This window comes from Pseudarthrobacter sp. fls2-241-R2A-168, assembly GCF_030209335.1.
In the GTDB taxonomy this organism is placed as follows: domain Bacteria; phylum Actinomycetota; class Actinomycetes; order Actinomycetales; family Micrococcaceae; genus Arthrobacter.
Genome location: NZ_JARVSG010000015.1, coordinates 159979 through 179743, shown reverse-complemented (window position 1 = coordinate 179743; position 19765 = coordinate 159979). Strand labels below are relative to the sequence as shown.

15 protein-coding genes are annotated in these 19765 nt (G+C 65.7%); 6 read left to right on the top strand and 9 right to left on the bottom strand.

Translation table 11 applies throughout. The annotated features are described in order from the left end of the window. Positions 1-5: 5 nt before the first annotated feature. Complete coding sequence (locus tag QRN11_RS10935) at positions 6-824, bottom strand: ParA family protein (RefSeq protein ID WP_285250964.1); 819 nt, start codon at positions 822-824, stop codon at positions 6-8. Positions 825-1126: 302 nt separating this feature from the next. Between QRN11_RS10935 and QRN11_RS10930 the strand changes: the two genes are divergently transcribed. Beyond that, a complete protein-coding gene (locus tag QRN11_RS10930; RefSeq protein ID WP_285250963.1) occupies positions 1127-4522 on the top strand; it encodes a pyruvate carboxylase in 3396 nt (1131 codons plus the stop codon). A 79-nt stretch (positions 4523-4601) separates the two neighbouring features. On the opposite strand, the gene QRN11_RS10925 is transcribed toward QRN11_RS10930, so the two are convergent. Then, positions 4602-6410: an AMP-dependent synthetase/ligase gene (locus QRN11_RS10925; RefSeq protein WP_285250962.1), complete on the bottom strand. Its 1809-nt coding sequence runs from the start codon at positions 6408-6410 to the stop codon at positions 4602-4604. Positions 6411-6604: 194 nt separating this feature from the next. Here QRN11_RS10925 and QRN11_RS10920 point away from each other — a divergent pair, with 194 nt between their 5' ends. Further along, a complete protein-coding gene (locus QRN11_RS10920; RefSeq protein WP_091422011.1) occupies positions 6605-7696 on the top strand; it encodes an ROK family glucokinase in 1092 nt (363 codons plus the stop codon). 19 nt (positions 7697-7715) lie between these two features. Here the strand turns inward: QRN11_RS10920 and QRN11_RS10915 are convergent, their stop codons facing one another. The 3 genes from QRN11_RS10915 to QRN11_RS10905 are packed head-to-tail and all read right to left on the bottom strand — an operon-like array spanning position 7716 to position 9866. Beyond that, on the bottom strand, positions 7716-8279 hold the full coding sequence (locus QRN11_RS10915) for a hypothetical protein (protein WP_285250961.1): 564 nt from the start codon (positions 8277-8279) through the stop codon (positions 7716-7718). Continuing rightward, positions 8266-9081, bottom strand: a complete 816-nt coding sequence (locus QRN11_RS10910) for an alpha/beta hydrolase (protein WP_285250960.1) — start codon at positions 9079-9081, stop codon at positions 8266-8268. Before QRN11_RS10910 ends, QRN11_RS10915 begins: the two co-directional genes overlap by 14 nt. After that, positions 9078-9866, bottom strand: a complete 789-nt coding sequence (locus QRN11_RS10905) for an alpha/beta hydrolase (RefSeq protein ID WP_285250959.1) — start codon at positions 9864-9866, stop codon at positions 9078-9080. The genes QRN11_RS10910 and QRN11_RS10905 overlap by 4 nt, the downstream gene beginning before the upstream one ends. Positions 9867-9977: 111 nt before the next feature. Here QRN11_RS10905 and QRN11_RS10900 point away from each other — a divergent pair, with 111 nt between their 5' ends. Then, positions 9978-10808, top strand: coding sequence for a lysophospholipid acyltransferase family protein (locus QRN11_RS10900; RefSeq protein WP_285250958.1), 831 nt, complete (start codon positions 9978-9980; stop codon positions 10806-10808). A gap of 131 nt (positions 10809-10939) precedes the next feature. Beyond that, entirely contained in the window at positions 10940-12331 is a 1392-nt protein-coding gene (locus QRN11_RS10895) for a class II 3-deoxy-7-phosphoheptulonate synthase (protein WP_285250957.1), read from the top strand. Positions 12332-12364: 33 nt separating this feature from the next. Here QRN11_RS10895 and pknB read toward each other — a convergent pair whose 3' ends face one another. After that, positions 12365-14425 (bottom strand): Stk1 family PASTA domain-containing Ser/Thr kinase, encoded by a 2061-nt coding sequence (pknB, locus tag QRN11_RS10890; protein ID WP_285250993.1) that lies wholly within the window; start codon positions 14423-14425, stop codon positions 12365-12367. A 123-nt stretch (positions 14426-14548) separates the two neighbouring features. Then, on the bottom strand, positions 14549-15931 hold the full coding sequence (locus QRN11_RS10885; protein WP_285250956.1) for a lytic transglycosylase domain-containing protein: 1383 nt from the start codon (positions 15929-15931) through the stop codon (positions 14549-14551). A gap of 241 nt (positions 15932-16172) precedes the next feature. Here QRN11_RS10885 and QRN11_RS10880 point away from each other — a divergent pair, with 241 nt between their 5' ends. Next, a complete protein-coding gene (locus tag QRN11_RS10880; protein ID WP_170850858.1) occupies positions 16173-16526 on the top strand; it encodes an Rv2175c family DNA-binding protein in 354 nt (117 codons plus the stop codon). A 22-nt stretch (positions 16527-16548) separates the two neighbouring features. Here QRN11_RS10880 and QRN11_RS10875 read toward each other — a convergent pair whose 3' ends face one another. Both QRN11_RS10875 and QRN11_RS10870 read right to left on the bottom strand, forming a co-directional pair. After that, positions 16549-17643 carry a polyprenyl synthetase family protein gene (locus QRN11_RS10875; RefSeq protein WP_091421986.1) on the bottom strand — a complete coding sequence of 365 codons (1095 nt, stop codon included), beginning with the start codon at positions 17641-17643 and terminating at the stop codon, positions 16549-16551. Then, positions 17640-18167 (bottom strand): hypothetical protein, encoded by a 528-nt coding sequence (locus QRN11_RS10870; protein WP_285250955.1) that lies wholly within the window; start codon positions 18165-18167, stop codon positions 17640-17642. Before QRN11_RS10870 ends, QRN11_RS10875 begins: the two co-directional genes overlap by 4 nt. A 74-nt stretch (positions 18168-18241) precedes the next feature. Here QRN11_RS10870 and dinB point away from each other — a divergent pair, with 74 nt between their 5' ends. Further along, complete coding sequence (gene dinB / locus QRN11_RS10865; RefSeq protein WP_285250954.1) at positions 18242-19465, top strand: DNA polymerase IV; 1224 nt, start codon at positions 18242-18244, stop codon at positions 19463-19465. The last annotated feature ends 300 nt before the right edge of the window (positions 19466-19765 follow it).

The following is a 19765-nucleotide window of genomic DNA, read 5'->3' as shown; positions in this document are numbered from 1 at the left end:
CGCTTTTACCTGGCGCGGCTGCGCAGGCCGCTTCCTACTGTCATCAGGTTTGCCAGCAGCTCGTCAAACAGTGCCGCGGCGGACTTGGCGGAGTCTCCCGGCCAATGGTGCACGGGGTGCGCTGCGCCCTGGATTTGCTGCCAGTTGGCCTGCTCCGGGATCCTGGGGCTCAACAGGAGCTCACCGAACATCGACTCCATCTCGGCCAGCCGGTAGCTGTGCTCCGAGGAACCGGACCGCACGCGGTTGGCGATGATGCCGGCCGGAGAAAGGTTGGGCGCGAACTCCTGCCGGAAAAGCTGGATGGCCCGCATGGTCCGCTCAGTGCCGGCCACCGAGAACAACCCAGGCTCGGCCACGAGGGCTACCTTGTCGCTGGCAGACCAGGCCATGCGCGTGAGGCCGTTGAGCGACGGCGGGCAGTCGATCAGGACCAGCTGGTAATCCTCGGCTCCGGCCAGCACCGACGACAGCCGGCGAAGGTCGCGGCGGCTGAGGTCGGGGCGGTCGTAGATTCCCGTGTAGGCAGAGCCGACTGCGACGTCCAGGACTGCAGGACCGGAACCGTTGGACTGGGCCAGCCCCGCCCAGCTGCTGCCCGCAACGTTCTCTGCGAGCTTGGCGCGGCGGGGGTGCTTGAGCATTCTGCCAATATCCAGCTGGTCGCCCGGCTGGACGCCCAAGGCGGTGGTCGCGTCTGCATGGGGATCAAGGTCCACCACCAGTGTGCGGACACCTGCGGCAAGTGCGGCGGACGCCAATCCTGTGGTCACGGAAGTCTTGCCGACTCCACCCTTGAGGCTGCTGATGCTGACTACTTGCACTTGAGAGACCAAAACCTAACGCCGGATGCCGTGTTGGGGGTAATGTTTGCTCCGGCAGCGCCGAAGCCGGACGGTCCTGCCGCCCTACTCATCATATGTGGATGCATCGGCGAATCCTGCTTTATGGGGCGTCGGCATGGCACGGACTGTGCTGTTGGAGGCGGTTTGCCCCCGGCCCGGCGAAAGGGTTCAGGACATGACGGGGAAATCTGTGACGGTGGCCACAAAGATTTGTGTTTGTCCTTGTAGGTCCTAGACACTGTGACCACTCACCGATCCACCCGCAATGATGCAGGAGAAGTATGTTTTCCAAAGTTCTGGTGGCCAACCGCGGCGAAATCGCGATCAGGGCCTTCCGCGCCGGCTACGAGCTGGGCGCAAAGACCGTTGCCGTTTTCCCCCAGGAGGACAGGAACTCGATCCACCGCCAGAAGGCGGACGAGGCCTACCTGATTGGCGAAGAGGGCCACCCCGTCCGTGCGTACCTGGACGTTGCCGAAATAGTGCGGGTGGCGAAGGAATCCGGCGCGGACGCCATCTACCCCGGCTACGGGTTCCTCTCCGAAAACCCGGACCTGGCCCGAGCGGCCAAGGAAGCGGGCATCACCTTCGTTGGCCCTCCGGCTGAAGTGCTGGAACTCGCAGGCAACAAAGTGGCGGCACTGAAGGCCGCCCGTGACGCCGGCGTTCCGGTCCTCAAGTCCAGCGCTCCGTCGAAGGACCTGGACGAACTGCTTGCCGCGGCCGATGAAATCGGCTTCCCCATCTTCGCCAAGGCCGTGGCCGGCGGCGGCGGACGCGGCATGCGCCGGGTGGACACCCGTGAGGCCCTGCCCGAGGCACTGCAGTCCGCGATGCGCGAGGCCGATGCCGCGTTCGGTGATCCCACCATGTTCCTCGAGCAGGCGGTACTGCGCCCGCGCCACATCGAAGTGCAGATCCTCGCCGACGCCGAGGGCAACGTGATGCACCTCTTCGAACGCGACTGCTCCATCCAGCGCCGCCACCAGAAAGTCATCGAGATCGCCCCGGCACCCAACCTGGACGAGGGCATCCGGCAGGCGCTTTACCGGGACGCCGTCAAATTCGCCAAGGCCTTGAACTACGTCAACGCCGGCACCGTGGAATTCCTCGTGGACACTGTGGGTGAGCGCGCCGGCCAGCACGTCTTCATCGAGATGAACCCCCGCATCCAGGTGGAGCACACCGTCACCGAAGAGGTCACCGACGTCGACCTCGTCCAGGCACAGATGCGCATCGCCGCCGGCGAGACCCTGGCTGACCTTGGCCTCTCCCAGGACACCGTCAGGCTGCGCGGCGCCGCGCTGCAGAGCCGCATCACCACCGAAGACCCGGCCAACGGCTTCCGCCCCGACGTCGGAAAGATCACCGGCTACCGCTCTGCCGGCGGCGCCGGCGTACGGCTCGACGGCGGCACCGTCTACTCGGGTGCCGAAATCAGCCCGCACTTCGACTCCATGCTGGTCAAGCTCACCTGCCGCGGCCGGGACTACCCGGCTGCCGTGGCCCGTGCACGCCGTGCCCTCGCGGAATTCCGGATCCGCGGCGTCTCCACCAACATCTCCTTCCTGCAGGCGGTGCTTGACGACCCCGACTTCATTGCCGGTGATGTGGCCACGTCCTTCATCGACGAGCGCCCGGAGCTGCTGAAGGCCCGTGTCTCTGCAGACCGCGGCACCAAGCTCCTCACCTGGCTGGCCGACGTCACGGTCAACAAGCCCAACGGTGAGCTGACTGTCCACTCGAACCCCGCCAGCAAACTCCCGTCCGTCAAGGACCAGCAGGCTGCTCCGGGCTCACGCCAGAAGCTCCTGGAACTGGGACCGGAAGGCTTCGCCAAGGCGCTGCGCGAGCAGAACGCGGTGGCCGTCACGGACACCACGTTCCGCGACGCACACCAGTCCCTGCTCGCCACCCGCGTCCGGACCCGGGACCTCGTCGCGGCCGGCCCCGCGGTGACCGCGCTCCTGCCGCAGCTGCTGTCCGTTGAAGCCTGGGGCGGTGCCACCTATGACGTTGCCCTGCGGTTCCTCGGCGAAGACCCCTGGGACCGGCTCGCTGCCCTGCGCCAGGCGCTTCCGAACGTCTGCCTGCAGATGCTGCTGCGCGGCCGCAACACCGTGGGCTACACGCCTTACCCCGAAGAGGTCACCGAAGCCTTCGTCAACGAGGCCGCTGCGACCGGCATCGACATTTTCCGGATCTTCGACGCCCTGAACGATGTCAACCAGATGGCCCCGGCCATCCGTGCAGTCCGGGCCACCGGCACCGCCGTCGCTGAAGTGGCGCTGTGCTACACGGGCGACATGCTGGACCCCAACGAGAAGCTCTACACGCTGGACTACTACCTGGAGCTCGCGCAGAGGATCGTTGACGCCGGAGCCCACATCCTGGCGATCAAGGACATGGCCGGCCTGCTCCGTCCTGCTGCCGCGGCGAAACTGGTGTCGGCGCTCCGGGACCGCTTCGACCTTCCGGTCCACCTGCACACCCACGACACCGCAGGAGGCCAGCTGGCCACCCTGCTGGCTGCCGTGGATGCCGGTGTGGACGCCGTGGATGTCGCCTCGGCGTCACTGGCAGGAACCACCAGCCAGCCGTCAGCGTCGGCCCTCGTGGCAGCCCTGGCGCACACCCCGCGGGACACCGGCCTCAGCCTGGAGGCCGTCAGCTCACTGGAGCCGTACTGGGAAGCTGTCCGGCGCGTCTACGCACCGTTCGAGTCAGGCCTTCCGGGCCCCACCGGCCGCGTGTACCAGCACGAGATCCCGGGCGGGCAGCTCTCTAACCTCCGCCAGCAGGCCATGGCACTGGGCCTGGGGGAGCGCTTTGAAGCGATCGAGGATATGTACACCGCCGCGGACCGCATCCTGGGCCGCCTGGTCAAGGTGACGCCGTCTTCGAAGGTTGTTGGCGACCTCGCCCTCCACCTGGTGGGCCTGAACGCGGACCCGGCAGACTTCAACGAGAACCCGCAGAACTACGACATCCCCGATTCGGTCATCGGATTCCTGTCCGGCGAACTCGGCGACCCTCCGGGCGGCTGGCCCGAGCCTTTCCGCACCAAGGCACTCCAGGGCCGGAGCGTGAAGGTCCGGGACGCGGAGCTCAGCGCCGAAGACAGCGCTGCCCTGAAATCCGATTCGAAGACCCGGCAGCACACCCTGAACAGGCTGCTCTTCGACGGACCCACCAAGGACTACCTCAAGAGCGTGGAAACGTACGGCAACATCTCGGTGCTGGACACCCGCGACTACCTGTACGGCCTGCAGCGGGGCAAGGAGCACGAGATCCAGCTCGAGAAGGGCGTCAGGCTGATCGCGTCACTCGAAGCCGTGTCCGAGCCTGACGAAAAGGGCATGCGCACGGTTATGTGCACCCTGAACGGCCAGTCCCGTCCCGTGGTGGTCCGCGACCGTTCAGTGGTCAGCAACGTCAAGGCCGCCGAGAAGGCCGACGCCAACCAGCCCGGCCACGTGGCAGCCCCGTTCGCCGGTGCCGTCACCGTCACGGTCAAGCCCGGTGACGAGGTCAACGCTGGTGACACCGTGGCGACCATCGAGGCAATGAAGATGGAGGCATCCATCACGACGCCGGTGGCCGGCAAGGTTTCCCGGCTCGCCATCTCCTCGGTGGAGCAAGTCCAGGGTGGAGACCTGCTGCTCGTCGTCGAGTAGGACAACAAACAACGCGGGGTCACTTCCCGCCCAATCCGATGCGTCGGACGGGCGGGAAGTGACCCCGCGTTGTTGTTTTCTAGGACCGTGGTGCTGCGTACATCTCTTCGATGACGGTCTCGAAGTCCTTCATGACCTGGGCGCGCTTGACCTTCATGGAGGGGGTCAGGTGGCCGGAGGCCTCCGTAAAGTCGGCCGGCACAATACGGAACGACTTGATGGCCTCGGCCTGGGACACCGACGTGTTGGCGGCCGTGATGAGATCCTGGACCGCGGCCTTGACCACGGGGTTGTTGGCCGCCTCGTCCAGGGATGTGGTGGCAGGGAGGCCGTGGCGCTGGAGCCAGCCGGGCAGGGCCTCCTGGTCCAGGGTGACCAAAGCCCCGATGAAGGGCCGGTTGTCACCGACCACCAGGACCTGGGAGACCAGGGCATCGGCACGGATCTGGTCCTCGAGCAGCGCAGGGATCACGTTCTTGCCGCCGGCGGTGACGATGATCTCCTTCTTGCGCCCGGTGATCCAGACGAAACCATCCTCGTCGAGGCGGCCGACGTCGCCCGTACGGAACCACTCGCCGTCGAACGTTTCTCCTGTGAGGTCCTCGCGCTTGTAGTAGCCGCGCATCACGCAGACGCCCTTGGCCAGGATCTCGCCGTCCTCGGCGATCCTGACGGCGTTCCCTGGCAGCGGTTTGCCCACGGAACCGATCTTGATCAGCGACGGTGTGTTCACCGAGATGGGGGCCGTGGTTTCGGTGAGGCCATAGCCTTCAAGCACCTGCAGGCCGATGCCCTGGAAGAAATGGCCCAGGCGTTCGCCCAGCGGCCCGCCGCCGGATACCGCGTGGGCAACGTGGCCGCCCATCGCAGCCCGAAGTTTGCCGTACACCAGCTTGTCGAAGAGGGCGTGGCGCAGCTTCAGGCCCAGGCCCACCCGCCCGTTCTGGCGTGCCTTGGAGAAGGCGATGGCAGTCTCGGCGGCCCGGTGGAAGATGGCTCCCTTGCCGCCGTCCTCCGCCTTGGTCAGCGCCGAGTTGTACACCTTTTCGAACACCCGCGGCACGGCCAGTATGAACGTGGGCTCATAGCTCTGCAGGTCCGAAAGGAGGTTCTTGATGTCCGGGGTATGGGCCACCGTGGTTCCGGCTGCCATGGCCAGGACGGAGATGAAACGGGCGAACACGTGCGCCAGCGGCAGGAACATGATCGTTTTGGCGTTTTCGTGGACGATCTCGCCGATGATGGCCAGCGCGTTCTCCGAGAGTTCCACGAAGTTCCCGTGCGTGAGTTCGCAGCCTTTGGGGCGGCCGGTGGTCCCCGAGGTGTAAATGATGGTGGCCACGTCGGCCAGGCCGGCAGAGGCGCGACGCGCTTCAAGGTCCGCGTCGCTGACATCCCGGCCGGCCTCACGCAGTGGGTCGAGGCCGCGGCCTTCCAGTTGCCACACGTGCTGGAGGGACGTGAGTCCCTCGGCATTGACGGCCTGGCGGATCACGTCCTCGTGGTGGGCGGCTTCGCCGAAGGCTGCCACCGCGCCGGAGTCACCGAGGTTCCAGGCGACCTGCGAGGGGGAGGAGGTCTCATAGATAGGTACCGAAACGGCGCCGGCAAACCAGATGGCGAAGTCTACCAACGCCCACTCGTACCGCGTCCGGGACATAACCCCCACACGGTCTCCGGCGGCCACGCCGCTGGCCATCAGGCCCTTGGCGAGGGCGGTGACGTCGGCGAGGAAGTCCGTGGCGGAAATGTCCTGCCAGGATCCGGCGGAGTCCAGTCGCGAAAACAGTGAAGGGTTGCTGGGCTTGGCGGCCTGCCGCAGTACCAGGTCCGTGATGTTGGTTTCCGGTGGGACAACAACAAGAGGCGGAACACTGAATTCGCGCACTATAGCTCCTTTGATATCCGAAGACCCGGGCAGGGTATGCCTAAAGACTAATACGCCTCTGCCCGGGCCATGCAGGATTCTAAGTTACTCGTCGGTAACTTTGTCGTCAATGCCGCCGGCTCCAACCTGCTGACCGGAACATGCTGGCCCGGCACCCGCCTGCCCGCGAGGCCACCGGCCTAGAATGGTTGACTATGTATGCACCGCCTCCCGGCGAACAGGCCGGCCCCCTGCGACGACCCGTTCCCTGGAGGCAGCGGCCGGCCCGCGGCGGGGCAAGGATGCGGCACGGCGAGAGCTTCCGCGAGCACCTGCGCCTGGGGCGGCGGGGCCTGGCCATCGGCATCGACATTGGCGGAACCAAGGTGGCTGCCGGCGTGGTGGACGCCGAGGGCAGGATCCTCAGCGAGGCACGCCGTTCAACGCCCGGGACGGATCCCCGGGCAGTAGAAAGCGTCATTGTCGAGCTCGTCGAAGAACTGGGCCGCGGGCACCGGATCTGGTCCGTGGGAATCGGTGCGGCCGGCTGGATGGATCTCGACGGCGGAACTGTGCTTTTCAGTCCGCACCTGGCCTGGCGGAACGAGCCGTTGCGCGACAATCTCCAAAAACTGTTGCGCCGTCCGGTCCTGCTGGCGAACGACGCCGATGCCGCGGCCTGGGCGGAATGGCGCTTTGGTGCCGGGCAGGGTGAAGACCGGCTGGTGTGCATCACGCTGGGCACCGGAATCGGTGGCGCCATGGTGATGGACGGCCGGGTGGAGCGGGGCAGGTTTGGTGTGGCCGGCGAGTTCGGCCACCAGATCATCATGCCCGGCGGGCACCGGTGCGAGTGCGGCAACCGGGGGTGCTGGGAACAGTACGCCTCCGGAAACGCGCTGGGCAGGGAGGCCCGGATCCTGGCGCGGGCGAACGGTCCGGTAGCCCAGGAACTCCTGGCAGCCGTGGGCGGACATTCTGAAACGATTACCGGTGCCGTCGTCACCGAACTTGCCCTCGCCGGGGATGCCGCTTCGCGCGAACTTCTGGATGAGGTGGGCGAGTGGCTGGGGCTGGGGCTTGCCAACCTGGCGGCGGCCTTGGATCCCGGCCTGTTCGTTATTGGCGGCGGCCTGTGTTCGGCCGGAGACCTCCTCGTGGAACCTGCCCGGAAGGCATTCGCGCGGAACCTGACCGGCAGGGGCTTCCGGCCTGCCGCCGGAATCGAGTTGGCCGCACTGGGACCAAACGCCGGCCTCATCGGCGCGGCGGACCTCTCCAGGGTCAGCAGCAGGCTGCGCGGCTGAAGTAACGCAACGACCGGGGCTAAACCCGGGCGCCGTCGTCGTTGTCGTCTTTTTCCTGCGGAAGCTTCATGATCAGGTACACGGTTCCGAAGATAAACACCGCAACGATGCCCACGATGGCCAGCAGCGGCGCGGAGCGCCAGAACATGGCCGACAACAACAGCGCTATGGGCCCGCCCACCGCTGCAAGCCATGCCAGCATGGTCAGCGGGTCGGTTCCGGCCAGGCTCGGTGGCTCCTCGGGGACGAACTCGCCCCCGTCCTCAAGCGCGTCGTAGTCACGCGGCCCGCCCGCACTGCCGGCGGGGGCATCGGTGTCCCGGCTGCCGGTGGAGGCTTCCTGGCGTTCGGCGGCAGACAGTTCGGCGGGCGCCGCTCCGGCAAGGCCCAGGGGATCGAAGTCCCGGAAGGTCGGTGCCCCTCCCGCCACGGCCGGCGTGCCGGGGGACTGCCCTGTTGCAGTTTCGCCGGGTTGGGCTGGTTCGGCCGTGGACTTCCCTTCAAGCCGGGCCACCAGGTCAAGCCAGACGGCGTCATCCTGATTGGCGCCCTGGTCCGGTGATCCGGGATCAGGCCTGTTCATGGGAGGCCTCCTGGGCGGACGGGGCGGGCACGGCGGATGCAGGATCGGCGGCGGGGACCATGCTGCGGATAAAATCCACGGAACCCTGGAAAATCTGCTCCGCATCGTTGTCCATGGTGGCCACATGGTAGCTGTTTTCCAGCCGGATAAGCTCAAGGGGAGCGTGGGTGAGGCCGCGCCGGAGTGCCACGATGCTGGTGTCGGACACTACGTGGTCGATGGTGGAGCGGTAGACGCGCACCGGCGCCGTAACCCTGGGCAGGATCCGGATGGTGTCCTTGAACATCTTGTTCAGCTCGTGGGCGGCGGCTACGGGGGTGCGGGGATATGCTCCCTCGTCCATGCCTTCCTTGAGGATGTCGTTCGCGATGGCCGGCGTGCTTTTCATGACCAGCTTGAGGATCCCTGCAAGCGGCGCCCGGGGATCGTCGATCACCAGCCCCGGGTTCACCAGGAGCACTCCGGCCACCGGGCGCGTAGCGGCGATGCGCAGGGCGAGTGCTCCGCCCATGCTCAGCCCGGCGGAGAAGACGTAGTCGCAGTCCGCGTCCAGCTCCAGGTAAGCGTCGTCGAGGACGCCGTGCCACTGCTGCCACCGGGTCCGCGCCAGTTCCTGCCAGCTGGTGCCGTGCCCGGGAAGCAGGGGCATCCGGACGGCAAAACCTGCGGCGGCGAAGGCGTGCGCCCAGGAGCGCAGGCCATGGGGACTTCCGGTGAACCCGTGCGAGAGGACCACGCCGATCCTGGGACCGTCGCCGCCGAACGGACTGCTGAAAGGGCTATGGTCCGGACTGGAGGTCATGGGGTCTCCATTGAAGTGCTTTGACGGGCGTGGGTTTGGAAAAAGGCGCTGGATTTCATGAAGATCTCCGGCGCGTCCACATCCAGCGTAGCTACGTGGCCGCTGCTGGCAAGGCCCACTACCTCCGTGAGGCGGGAGCCCAGGCGGTGCCGCAGCACGGCCAGCGAGGTGGGCGGCACCACCATGTCCGTATCGGACTTGAACACCTGCACCGGCGCTGTGATGCGGGTCAGGCCGCGGATGGCCGCACCGAACAGTTTCTTCAATTCGTGGACAGCGGAGAGGGGCGTGCGCGAATAGTCCCCGTCCTCGGTAACAACGGCCGTTGCCTGCTCCTCCTGGATGGGCACAGTGGTTTTCTGGAAATATTTGAGGACGCCAATGACGCGGACCCGCCGGTCGTAGAAGCTCAGGCCGGGGTTGACCACCGAAATTCCGGCCACGGGGTGCCGGGAGGCGGTGAGCAGGGCGATGGCTCCGCCCATGGACAGACCGGCAACAAAACAGGTTTCGGTGCGTTCGGCAAGGTCGAGGTAGGCGGTTTCGAAGCTGCTGTACCAATCGTTCCACCGGGTCCCGGCAAGCTGCCGCCAGTCCGTGCCGTGGCCGGGCAGCAGGGGAACGGTCACCGCATACCCCTGGGAGGCCAGATGCTGCGCCCACGGGAGGACGCTTAGCGGGCTGCCGGTGAAGCCATGGCAGATGGCGATGCCAATCCTTGCGTTGGCTCCATGGCCCGGATAGCTGAAAGCGGCAGGACCTGACGGGATGCTGCTTTCGCTCATGAGTCCATCGTGTCACTGTTCCGGGCAAATCTCACTAGAGTAGGGTTTCATTGAACTGCTGACCAGGCCCGATGCCGGGCGTGAAAGCTGCCTTCCGGAGGGGTTTCGCACGTGTTCTATTGGGTGATGAAAAGGATCTTCCTCGGTCCGGTGCTGAAGCTGCTTTTCCGTCCCTGGGTTAAGGGACTGGATAACATTCCGGGCGAGGGCGCAGCAATTATTGCGTCGAACCACCTCTCGTTTTCTGATTCGATTTTTATGCCGCTGATGGTCCGCCGTCCCGTGGTGTTCCTGGCCAAGTCCGAGTACTTCACCGGCACCGGGATCAAGGGCAGGCTGACTGCGATGTTCTTCCGGCTCACCAACCAGCTGCCCATGGACCGGTCCGGCGGTGCCGCATCTGAGGCATCGCTGACCGCCGGGATGGAGGTGCTTTCGCACGGCGGGCTGCTGGGCATCTACCCCGAAGGCACCCGCAGTCCCGATGCGCGCCTCTACCGGGGGAAAGTGGGCGTGGCCCGGCTGGCGCTCAAAGCCGGGGTGCCTGTGATTCCGGTGGCCATGATCGGCACGGACAAGGTGCAGCCGATCGGAAAGCGGCTCCCGAACATCCGCAGGATCGGGATGATCTTCGGCGAACCACTGGACTTCGCCAAGTACCGGGACCAGGCCGATGACCGCGTTGTCCAGAGGCAGGTGACGGACCAGATCATGTTCGAGCTGATGCGGCTCTCAGGCCAGGAATACGTGGACGAGTATGCCGCTGTGGTGAAGCTGCGGCTGGCAGGCAAGCCCGCCGATCCTGTTGTGGCCGCGGAGCCGCCCGCGCCCCCGGTGCCCGGCGGGCACGGCCAGGGCGTGCCCGGCAAAGGCGCGGCCGGGGGCCAGGTGCCGGAGGCCGGCAAGCAGCAGGACGACGGCGGTGCTGCCGCCGCCATCTGAGCACGCCGCGCGTCTCCCTGGTTCGCCCCGCAGGGTACCGGCGGAGTCCAGGGCAGGGTCTGTGACGGCCTGTCCAGGACGCGTGACGGGTGCGGTGTCCGGCGGGCCTGCGCTGCCGTTAGTCTTAGATAGTGACTGAGCTATCTGCAAAACCTGCCTTCTCGCTGTCCAGTACCGCCCAGAGCGGTGCGGCCAACTATCCCGGACTCGATAACTGGCGGGACCTTCCCATCTCCCAGCAGCCCAGCTGGCAGGACCGGGAGGTGTTTGATGCCTCGGTGAAGGAACTCTCCGTCCTTCCTCCGCTGGTGTTCGCCGGCGAGGTTGACGTCCTGCGCGAACGGCTGGCAGCCGCTGCCCAGGGCAAGGCGTTCCTGCTCCAGGGCGGCGACTGCGCCGAGACCTTCGAAGCAGCCACCGCGGACAAGATCAGCGCCCGCGTCAAAACCATCCTCCAGATGGCAGTGGTCCTGACCTACGGTGCGGCCATGCCCGTCATCAAGATGGGCCGGATGGCCGGCCAGTTTGCCAAGCCGCGCTCGTCCAACGACGAAACCCGCGACCGCGTGACGCTCCCCGCCTACCGCGGCGACATCGTCAACGGCTACGACTTCACCCCCGAGTCCCGCGGTCACGACGCCGCGCGCATGCTGCGGGCGTACCATACCTCTGCTTCCACCCTGAACCTCATCCGGGCCTTCACCCAGGGCGGGTTCGCGGACCTGCGCTCGGTTCACCAGTGGAACAAGGGCTTTACGGAGAACCCGGCCCACGCCCGCTACGAATCCCTGGCACGGGACATCGACAGGGCCATCAAGTTCATGGCATCCTGCGGGGCTGACTTCGAAGCGCTGAAGCGCGTTGAATTTTTCGCCAGCCACGAGGCACTGCTGCTGGACTACGAGCGTGCCCTCACCCGCATCGACTCCCGGACCGGCTTCCCGTACGACACGTCCGCCCACTTCCTCTGGATCGGCGAGCGGACCCGCGAACTGGACCACGCCCACGTAGATTTCCTGTCCCGTGTGCGGAACCCCATCGGCGTGAAGCTGGGCCCGTCCACTACCGGGGATGATGCCCTTCGCCTGATCGACAAGCTGGACCCGGACCGCGAACCGGGCCGCCTGACCTTTATTACCCGCATGGGCGCCGGCAACATCCGCGAGAAGCTGCCCGCCGTCGTCGAGAAGGTCACTGCCTCGGGCGCGCAGGTGCTCTGGGTGACCGACCCCATGCACGGGAACACGGTGACGTCCCCGAACGGCTACAAGACCCGCAACTTCGACGACGTCATCGACGAAGTGCGCGGCTTCTTCGAGGTGCACCACGCCTTGGGCACCGTTCCCGGCGGCCTGCACGTGGAAATGACGGGCGATGACGTTGCAGAATGCCTTGGCGGGGCCGACCCGATCGACCAGGAAGCTTTCCTGGACCGCTACGAGTCAGTGTGCGATCCGCGGCTGAACCACATGCAGTCGCTGGAGATGGCTTTCCTGGTGGCCGGAGCCCTCGCTAAACGCTGATGCCCTTGAAGGTGGTGCGGGCGGCAGGGCCGCCTACACCACCGTCAGGGTGATGACTGAGCCTTCGGGCACCTTGGTGTTGACGGGATCCTGGTCGCGGACTGTGCCGAAGAAGCCGCCCAGGATGTTGTTCACCTTGACCTGGAAGCCCAGGCTTTCAAGGGCCTTCCTGGCCTCTGCGGCCTGCTTGCCGATGTAGCTCGGCACGTCCACCATGCGCGGACCCTTAGAGATGGTCAGTGTCACTGTGCCTCCGCGGGTAAGAGTGCCGTTGGCGGGTTGCTGGCTCACCACCGCGCCCTTCGGGATGTTCTTGTCGAAGACTTCCTCCCGGGCCACGTCAGCCTTCAGCCCGGCTGCTTCGATGGCGTCCACGGCTTTGTCCTCCTCCCGGCCCACAACATTGGGTACCGGAATGGGCTCGGGGCCTTTGGATACAACGAGCCGGACAGGCGTGCCATGGCGGGCGGGCGTTCCGGGAGCAGGGTCCTGGGAGAGGACAACACCGGCCGCTGCCGTTTCGCTGAACTGCTCCGTGACCTCTCCCAAAGCCATTTCCGCCGTGCTCAGGCCGGTCTTGGCTTCCTCAAGGGTGCTGCCCGTCAGCTTGGGAAGCGGGAACAGTTGCGGTCCCTTGGAGACAAACAGCGAGACCGGCTGGAACTTCCGGATCTCCGAGCCGGCCGGCGGCTCCGTCCCCACCACCAGGCCACTGGGCACGTCATCGTCGAAGACGTCGCTGGTAGTGGACTGGAACCCGGCTTTGCTGAGGAGCCCCTGGGCTTCGGCCACCGTTTTGTTGGCTACAGCGGGGATGGCGGCTGCGGAACCAGGGCCCATGCCGAAGAACCAGCCCGCGCCGGTGGCCAGCAGCGCCGCTATGACCAGCACCACCACCCACAGGATCCCGCGGCGCCGCGGGCTGCCTTCACGCAGGCTCCGCGCCGGGACAGCAGCAGCCCGCGCGCGGGCCCTTTCGTCTTCCTTATCGGCCTTCCGCTGTGCCCGTTTACTCAAGGGGGCGCCACCAGGGGCGGGAGCCCATACCTGCTCGTCTGAGTCCGGGGGAGTGAGGTTGTGCCGCGCGCCGGAGACAGCCGGGCCTGCTTCCTGACCGGCGCGTGGGCCGGCCTGGGCGTGCGGAGGGCCGTGAGGGGACGCCGGGGGGCGACCAAAAGGCATAACGCTTGTTGGATTGTTGGCGCGGGCTATGACTTCTGTGTGGTTTTGGGATGCCGCGGCACCGGCCGCCGGCGGTTGCAGGTCCAGTTCCCGGTCAGTGAGGTTGGTCCTGATATGCCGCAGTTCCTGCAGCAGCGCGTTGCCGTCGATCGGCCGGTTCTCGGGATCGTTGGACGTGCACCACTGCACCAGTTCGTCCACTTCCGCTGCCAGGCCCGGGACAAGGGCCGACGGCGGACCGACAGTCCCGTTCACATGCTGGTATGCCACCTGGATGGGGACCTCGCCGGTGAACGGCTGCTGGCCGGTCAGCATCTCATAAAGCATGATGCCCACCGAGTAGACGTCGCTCCGGGCGTCTGCGGGTTTGCCAAGGACGAGTTCCGGCGAAAGGTAGGCGACGGTGCCGAGCAGGGCTCCCGTCGACGTGGACGTGGTGACAGCGCGTGCCAGCCCGAAGTCGCCGATCTTGATCCTGCCGTCGTCCGCTATCAGGACGTTTTCGGGCTTGACGTCGCGGTGGATGAATCCTGCGGCGTGGGCGGCGCCGAGGCCTTCCACTACGGGGTCGATCAGCGCCAGGGCCAGCCTGGGCGGAAGTGCCCCCTTGCTGTTGATCACATCCCGCAGCGTGTGGCCCTTGATGTACTCCATCACCAGGTAAGCGGTGTGGTGGTCCGTGCCCTGGTCCAGCACCCCCACCACGTGCGGGTGTGAGAGCCTGGCCGCGGCCTTCGCTTCACGGCCCAATCTCCCCAGGAAGCTTTCATCGGCGGACAGGTGCGGGTGCAGTACTTTCAGGGCCACATCCCGCTCAAGCCGCTGGTCTGTTGCCACGTAAACGGTGGACATTCCGCCGCGCGCCAGCCTGGACTGGATGGCATACCGGTTGTCCACCAGGGTTCCTACCATCGGGTCTGACACGTGTTCCGTCACCCTACGATCGTAATCCAGCAATGAAACGGGTCCGAACCGATACTGGTCCGGACCTGTGCCTATGTCCCTTCGCCACCCCCCTTTCACGGGGTGGCGGCGTCAGCCGAAGTTCTTTTGGTGTGCCTTGATGGCTTCGACGTACGCTTTGGTGTCGTCGTACATTCCGTACTTGCTCACCGAGTACTGGCCCTGGTAGTAGCCGGCGATGGCCGTGTCCTGGTCCTTGCTGGTGGCCAGGAGCTGGCGGATGATCGCCACGCCGGCAGTTGCGTTGTCACGGGGATCCAGGAGGTTCAGCTTCCGGCCCACCAGGTCCGAGGCCCATTGGCCCGAGCTGGGAATGACCTGCATGGTCCCGATCGCGTTGGCAGGGGAGACTGCGCGCTGGTTGAAGCCTGATTCCTGGTGGGCGAAGGCAAGCGCAAGTGAGGGCTCGACGCCCATCGCCCGGGCAGTGTCCGCGACAATGCCCCGCATCTCCTCCCGGGTAGGGACAGGGGAAGCGTTCAGGAGCGCCTTGTTTTCGTTGGCTGAGCTCACCACCGCCGCCGGATAGCTGAACCCGAGGAAGGAACTGGGCACCAACGGCGTCACGGCGGCCGCCGGCTGCGGTGCCGGCTCGGCCCCAGCGCCGGGGATTGCCAGCTTGTTGCCCGGGTGGATTACCGAGGACATGCCCAACTGGTTGGCGGAGAGGAGCTCAGAAAGCTTGACGCCATGGCGGGACGCGATGGCCCACAAGGTATCCCCGGCCTTGACGGTGTAGGAACCTGTTGCGGGAGCGGCCGGGCTGGCCGGTGCGGCAGAGGCGTTGGCCAGCGCCGCGGGCGGTGCCGCCGGTGCGGGAGCCGGGGCAGCATCACCTGCGCCGACTTTCACTTTCTGCCCGGGGTGGATGATGGACCGCATAGTGAGGTTGTTCCACGCGAAAACGTCCGCGAGGCTCACGTTGTGCCTCGCAGCGATGGCCCCCAGCGTGTCGCCGGGTTTCACCGTGTAGGTGGCCCCCGTCCCCGTGCTCGGGGCAGGGGCGGGCGAGGGTGCCGCAGCAGGGGCCGCCGGTGCATCACCGGAGCCCGTGAGCTTGATCTTCTGTCCCGGGTAAATGATCGTGTTGGCCTGGAGGTTGTTCAGCTTCAGGATTTCGCCCGTGTTCAGTCCGAACCTGCCCGCGATGGCACTGATGGTGTCACCCCGGGCAATGGTGTAGTCAGCCGGCGGCGCCGGCTGTGCCGGTTTGAAGGCGGCAGGGATGGTGGTGGAGACAGACGACGCCGGAATGACGGCTGCCGTTGCCTGGGCCGCCTGTGCCTTCATGGCTGCCGCGAGGGTGGCCGGGACAGGACGGGCAGGCTGCTGGGCAGCCGCGGGCTGCGCGAGGGCTAGAGACGACAATACGACCGCTGGCAGCGCCGCTGTTGTGGCGGCAATCAAGGGCAGGCTCGGCTTCGGGGGCTGCTTTGGCGAGCGGGACATCGTCATGGGAAGGAATCCTCTTCTCAACTGCGGGCGCGGGCGGGGGTGCCGCTGATAAACCGATACTACTGTTACTGCTGTTAATGCTGTTACGAATGTGATGTATGTGAATCTCTCACGGATTCCCGATTAGCACAAGAATTCCGGCATTCCCGGCATAGCGGAATTCCCGGAGTGTCCGCAGGTCAGGAGGGTCCGCATTATGTCCCGACTAGGCGGTACGGCGGCATCGTGGCAACCTTGATCCGTGAGTAATGTTGAAAACCTCGTGGGCGAATGGTTGCCCTTGCCCGACGTCGCACGCTTGTTGGACGTTTCCATCACCAAAGTCCATAGCCTGCTGGAAGACCGCGCATTGGCCGCTTTGCGGGTGGGTGAGCGTAAAATCCGTTCAGTCCCGGCCGAATTCATTCAGGACGGCCAAGTGGTGGACAGCCTTAAAGGCACCATTGTTGTACTGGCAGACGCGGGCTACTCCGACGAGGACCTCATCATTTGGCTTTTTACGCCTGATGAATCCTTGCGGGGACGGCCTATCGACGCATTGCGGGAAGGCCGCAAAACTGAAATCCGGCGCAGGGCGCAAACCCTGGCCTGGTAATTTCCCCTCCTGGAACCGGGAATCAGGAAGCCCGGCTGACCGTAGCTTCGGCAAGCCTTCGCAACGCGGTTTTTGGCAGGTCGTCCAAAGGAAGCGTCTCAAGGGCGTCGAATGCCGCTTCGCCAAATTCAGTGATCAGGACCTCGGTGGCCTGCAAGGCACCTGACTCTTCGATAATCCTCCGGATCTCATGGATGTCCTCATCCGTGAGGTCCGGGCTGCCCAGCCGGGCATCGATAAAGGCGGATTCGGCTGCCGAGGCCTGGTCCAGGGCCAGCGCCACCAGTACCGTGCGCTTGCCTTCCCTCAGATCGTCCCCGGCCGGCTTGCCGGTGGTGAGCGGATCGCCAAAAACACCAAGCACGTCGTCGCGGAGCTGGAAGGCCTCGCCCAGGGGCAGGGCAAACGCCGAATAGCCGCGGAGAAGTTCGTTCGAGGCACCCGCGAGTGCGCCACCCAACGCCAAGGGGTGTTCTGTGGAGTATTTGGCCGACTTGAACCGGATGATGGACTGGGCGCGGCTGACGGCACCGGCCCGGTCACGGACTGGGCCGGCAACCTCTTCCAGGATGTCCAGGTATTGCCCTGCCATGACCTCGGCGCGCATGAGGTTGAAGATCAGCCGCGCCCGGCTGCCGGCCGCTGCACGTTCTCCTATGTCCGTGAAGGCTTCCTCACTGAAGGACAGGCAGAGGTCGCCGGTGAGGATTGCCGCCGCCTGCCCGAAACGTTCACTGTCCAGCGCCCAGCCATGGGTGCCGTGGAGCTGGCTGAAGCGGCGGTGGACGCTCGGGCCGCCCCGCCGGGTATCAGAGCGGTCAATGATGTCGTCGTGGATCAGCGCCGCCGCCTGGAACAGTTCCAGGGCCGCTCCTGCCGTCACTACCTGCTGCGCGCTGGATTCGCCGCCTGCGCCCCGCCAGCCCCAGTAGCACATCAGCGCCCGGAGGCGCTTGCCGCCCGTGACCAGATTGGAGATGGAGCCCATGATGGGTTCGATGTCCGGGGAGATTGCGGTCATCACGGACTGCCGGGAGGTGAGGAAATCGGTCAGTTCGCCGGCTACGGCCGCGACAAAGGCGGCCTGTTCGTTCCTAAGCTGCTCCGCCGCCGTCACTTGGCTGACTCAGCTGCCACGTTGGCGCCGATAGTGAAGGTCACAACGCCTGCCGCTTCGACTGCCGACAGATTAACAGTCTCGTTGTCGCCCCGGACAAAGTCCTTCGAGGCAACAGCCCCCACCGCTTCACCCGGAACAGCTTTGAAGCCGCGCGCCTCAAGCTCCTTCGTGTAGAAATCCAGGACGGAGGCAGTCGGCGAGGTGATGGTGGCAACCAGGGCGGCGGTGGCAGGCGTCGAGGCCTTGTCGAAGCTGCTGGACACCACGGTGGCGCCGGGCATGAGGGGCAGGAGTTGCTGGGGGAAGCCCTCGACGACGGCGCCTACGGTGGCGGAGGTGTTGGGCGAGGCGGAGGGGCTGGCAGAGGCTGTGGCGGTTGGCGTGGCAGCTTCGGGCGAGGACGCGGAGGCGGTGGGACCAGGAGTTCCTGACGGTGTTGGGCTGCAGGCAGCCAGGGCCAATGCTGCCGCGGCAGCGAAAGCGGCCAGGGCTGCTGGCTTGAGGTTTCCAATGACCGTCACAGGGACTTTCCTCCTGGGGTTGATGCCGGATTCAGCCTCCAGTTTAGTCAGTACAAAACGATAGGATTGCAGCCGTGGGACCTGATGGGACGAATGAGCCGGCCACAGCAGGCCTCCGGGCCCGCAGGCCCAAGTGCATCATGCATGTGGATATGGACGCCTTTTTCGTCTCGGTGGAACTGCGTACGCGGCCGGAACTGCGCGGGAAGCCGGTTATCGTGGGCTTCCCCGCCGAACGCTCAGTGGTCCTGTCGGCCTCCTACGAGGCGAGGGCCTTTGGGGTGAAATCAGCCATGCCTATGGCTGTGGCCATGCGGATGTGCCCGCAGGCAGTGATCATCGAGCCACGCCATAAGGTGTACTACGAAGTCTCGGCGCAGCTGATGGCGATTTTCGAATCCGTGACCGAACTGGTGGAGCCGCTCAGCGTGGACGAGGCGTTCCTTGATGTAACAGGTGCCATACGCCGGCTGGGTCCGCCACGGGCCATTGGCGAACTGATCCGCAGCAGGGTGGCAGCGGAGCTGGGCATCACCGCCTCGGTGGGGATTGCGGAGACAAAGTTCGTGGCCAAAATTGCGTCCACCCGCTGCAAGCCGGACGGGCTGCTCCTTATCGGCCCGGACCAAACGGTGCCCTACCTCCACAGCCTGCCAGTGGGCGCACTCTGGGGCATCGGCGCCAAGACGGCTGAGGTCCTGGCCAGGATGGGTATCCGGACCGTGGCGGACGTGGCCGCCACCCCGGTCGCCTCGCTCCGGAAGATGCTGGGTGCCACGGGAGAGCACGTGTACCGGTTGGCATGGGGTCAGGACCCGCGTCCCGTCACGCCGGTCCGGCTGGAAAAGAGCATCGGCGCGGAGGAGACCTTTGCGGTGGACACAGCCGACGACGCCCTCCTCCACCGGGAACTGCTCCGCCTCGCCCACCGGACGGCAGGGCGCCTGCGGAGCGCGGGGATGGTGGCCCGCACCATCGCGCTGAAGCTGCGCTTCGCCGATTTCTCCACCATCACCCGCAGCAGGACTGTCCAAACACCCGTGGACAGCGCGCAGCTCATCTATGCAGTTGCTCTGCAACTCCTCGAATCCGTGGACCGGCCAATGACCGTGAGGCTGGTGGGAGTGCGGGCCGAACAACTCGAAGATGCAGCCACCACCTCGCTGCAGCTCAGCATCGACCGGCGGGATGACAACTGGCGGTCCGCCGAGCACGTTCTTGACCAGGTGACCCGCAAATTCGGGAGCAAATCCGTTCTCCCTGCCCGGCTGCTCGAGCCCGGAAGCGGCACTGACTAAAGGCTCCAAAAAAGGGCTGGCTTATGGCTCCGTTTAAGGCCTCGAATCAGCGTGCCCGGTGCGCCTTCGGAAGTCATTGCCGTCTTTCAGAACAGCCCTCAACAAACTATCCTTATAAATACAAAGTTTTTGAGTGACTGGACTTACTGCCGGACTCTCTTGGACATGCTTCCGCTCCGGGTCTGCATGCCTGGCTTTCGTTTACCGCCACAGCCGGCGGGTACGGGAACCACCAGGGCATACCAGACGTTATTGGAGTTGAAGTAATGGCTGGGACCAGCCCGGACGTTGGCCTACAAA

What these genes read in the sequence shown, in the direction of transcription:
- QRN11_RS10930 (WP_285250963.1), top strand. Translation starts at nt 1,127, where the DNA reads ATGTTTTCCAAAGTTCTGGTGGCCAACCGCGGCGAAATCGCGATCAGG.
- QRN11_RS10920 (WP_091422011.1), top strand. Translation starts at nt 6,605, where the DNA reads ATGTATGCACCGCCTCCCGGCGAACAGGCCGGCCCCCTGCGACGACCC.
- QRN11_RS10915 (WP_285250961.1), bottom strand. Translation starts at nt 8,279, where the DNA reads ATGAACAGGCCTGATCCCGGATCACCGGACCAGGGCGCCAATCAGGAT.
- QRN11_RS10910 (WP_285250960.1), bottom strand. Translation starts at nt 9,081, where the DNA reads ATGACCTCCAGTCCGGACCATAGCCCTTTCAGCAGTCCGTTCGGCGGC.
- QRN11_RS10905 (WP_285250959.1), bottom strand. Translation starts at nt 9,866, where the DNA reads ATGAGCGAAAGCAGCATCCCGTCAGGTCCTGCCGCTTTCAGCTATCCG.
- pknB (WP_285250993.1), bottom strand. Translation starts at nt 14,425, where the DNA reads ATGGTAGGAACCCTGGTGGACAACCGGTATGCCATCCAGTCCAGGCTG.
- QRN11_RS10885 (WP_285250956.1), bottom strand. Translation starts at nt 15,931, where the DNA reads ATGACGATGTCCCGCTCGCCAAAGCAGCCCCCGAAGCCGAGCCTGCCC.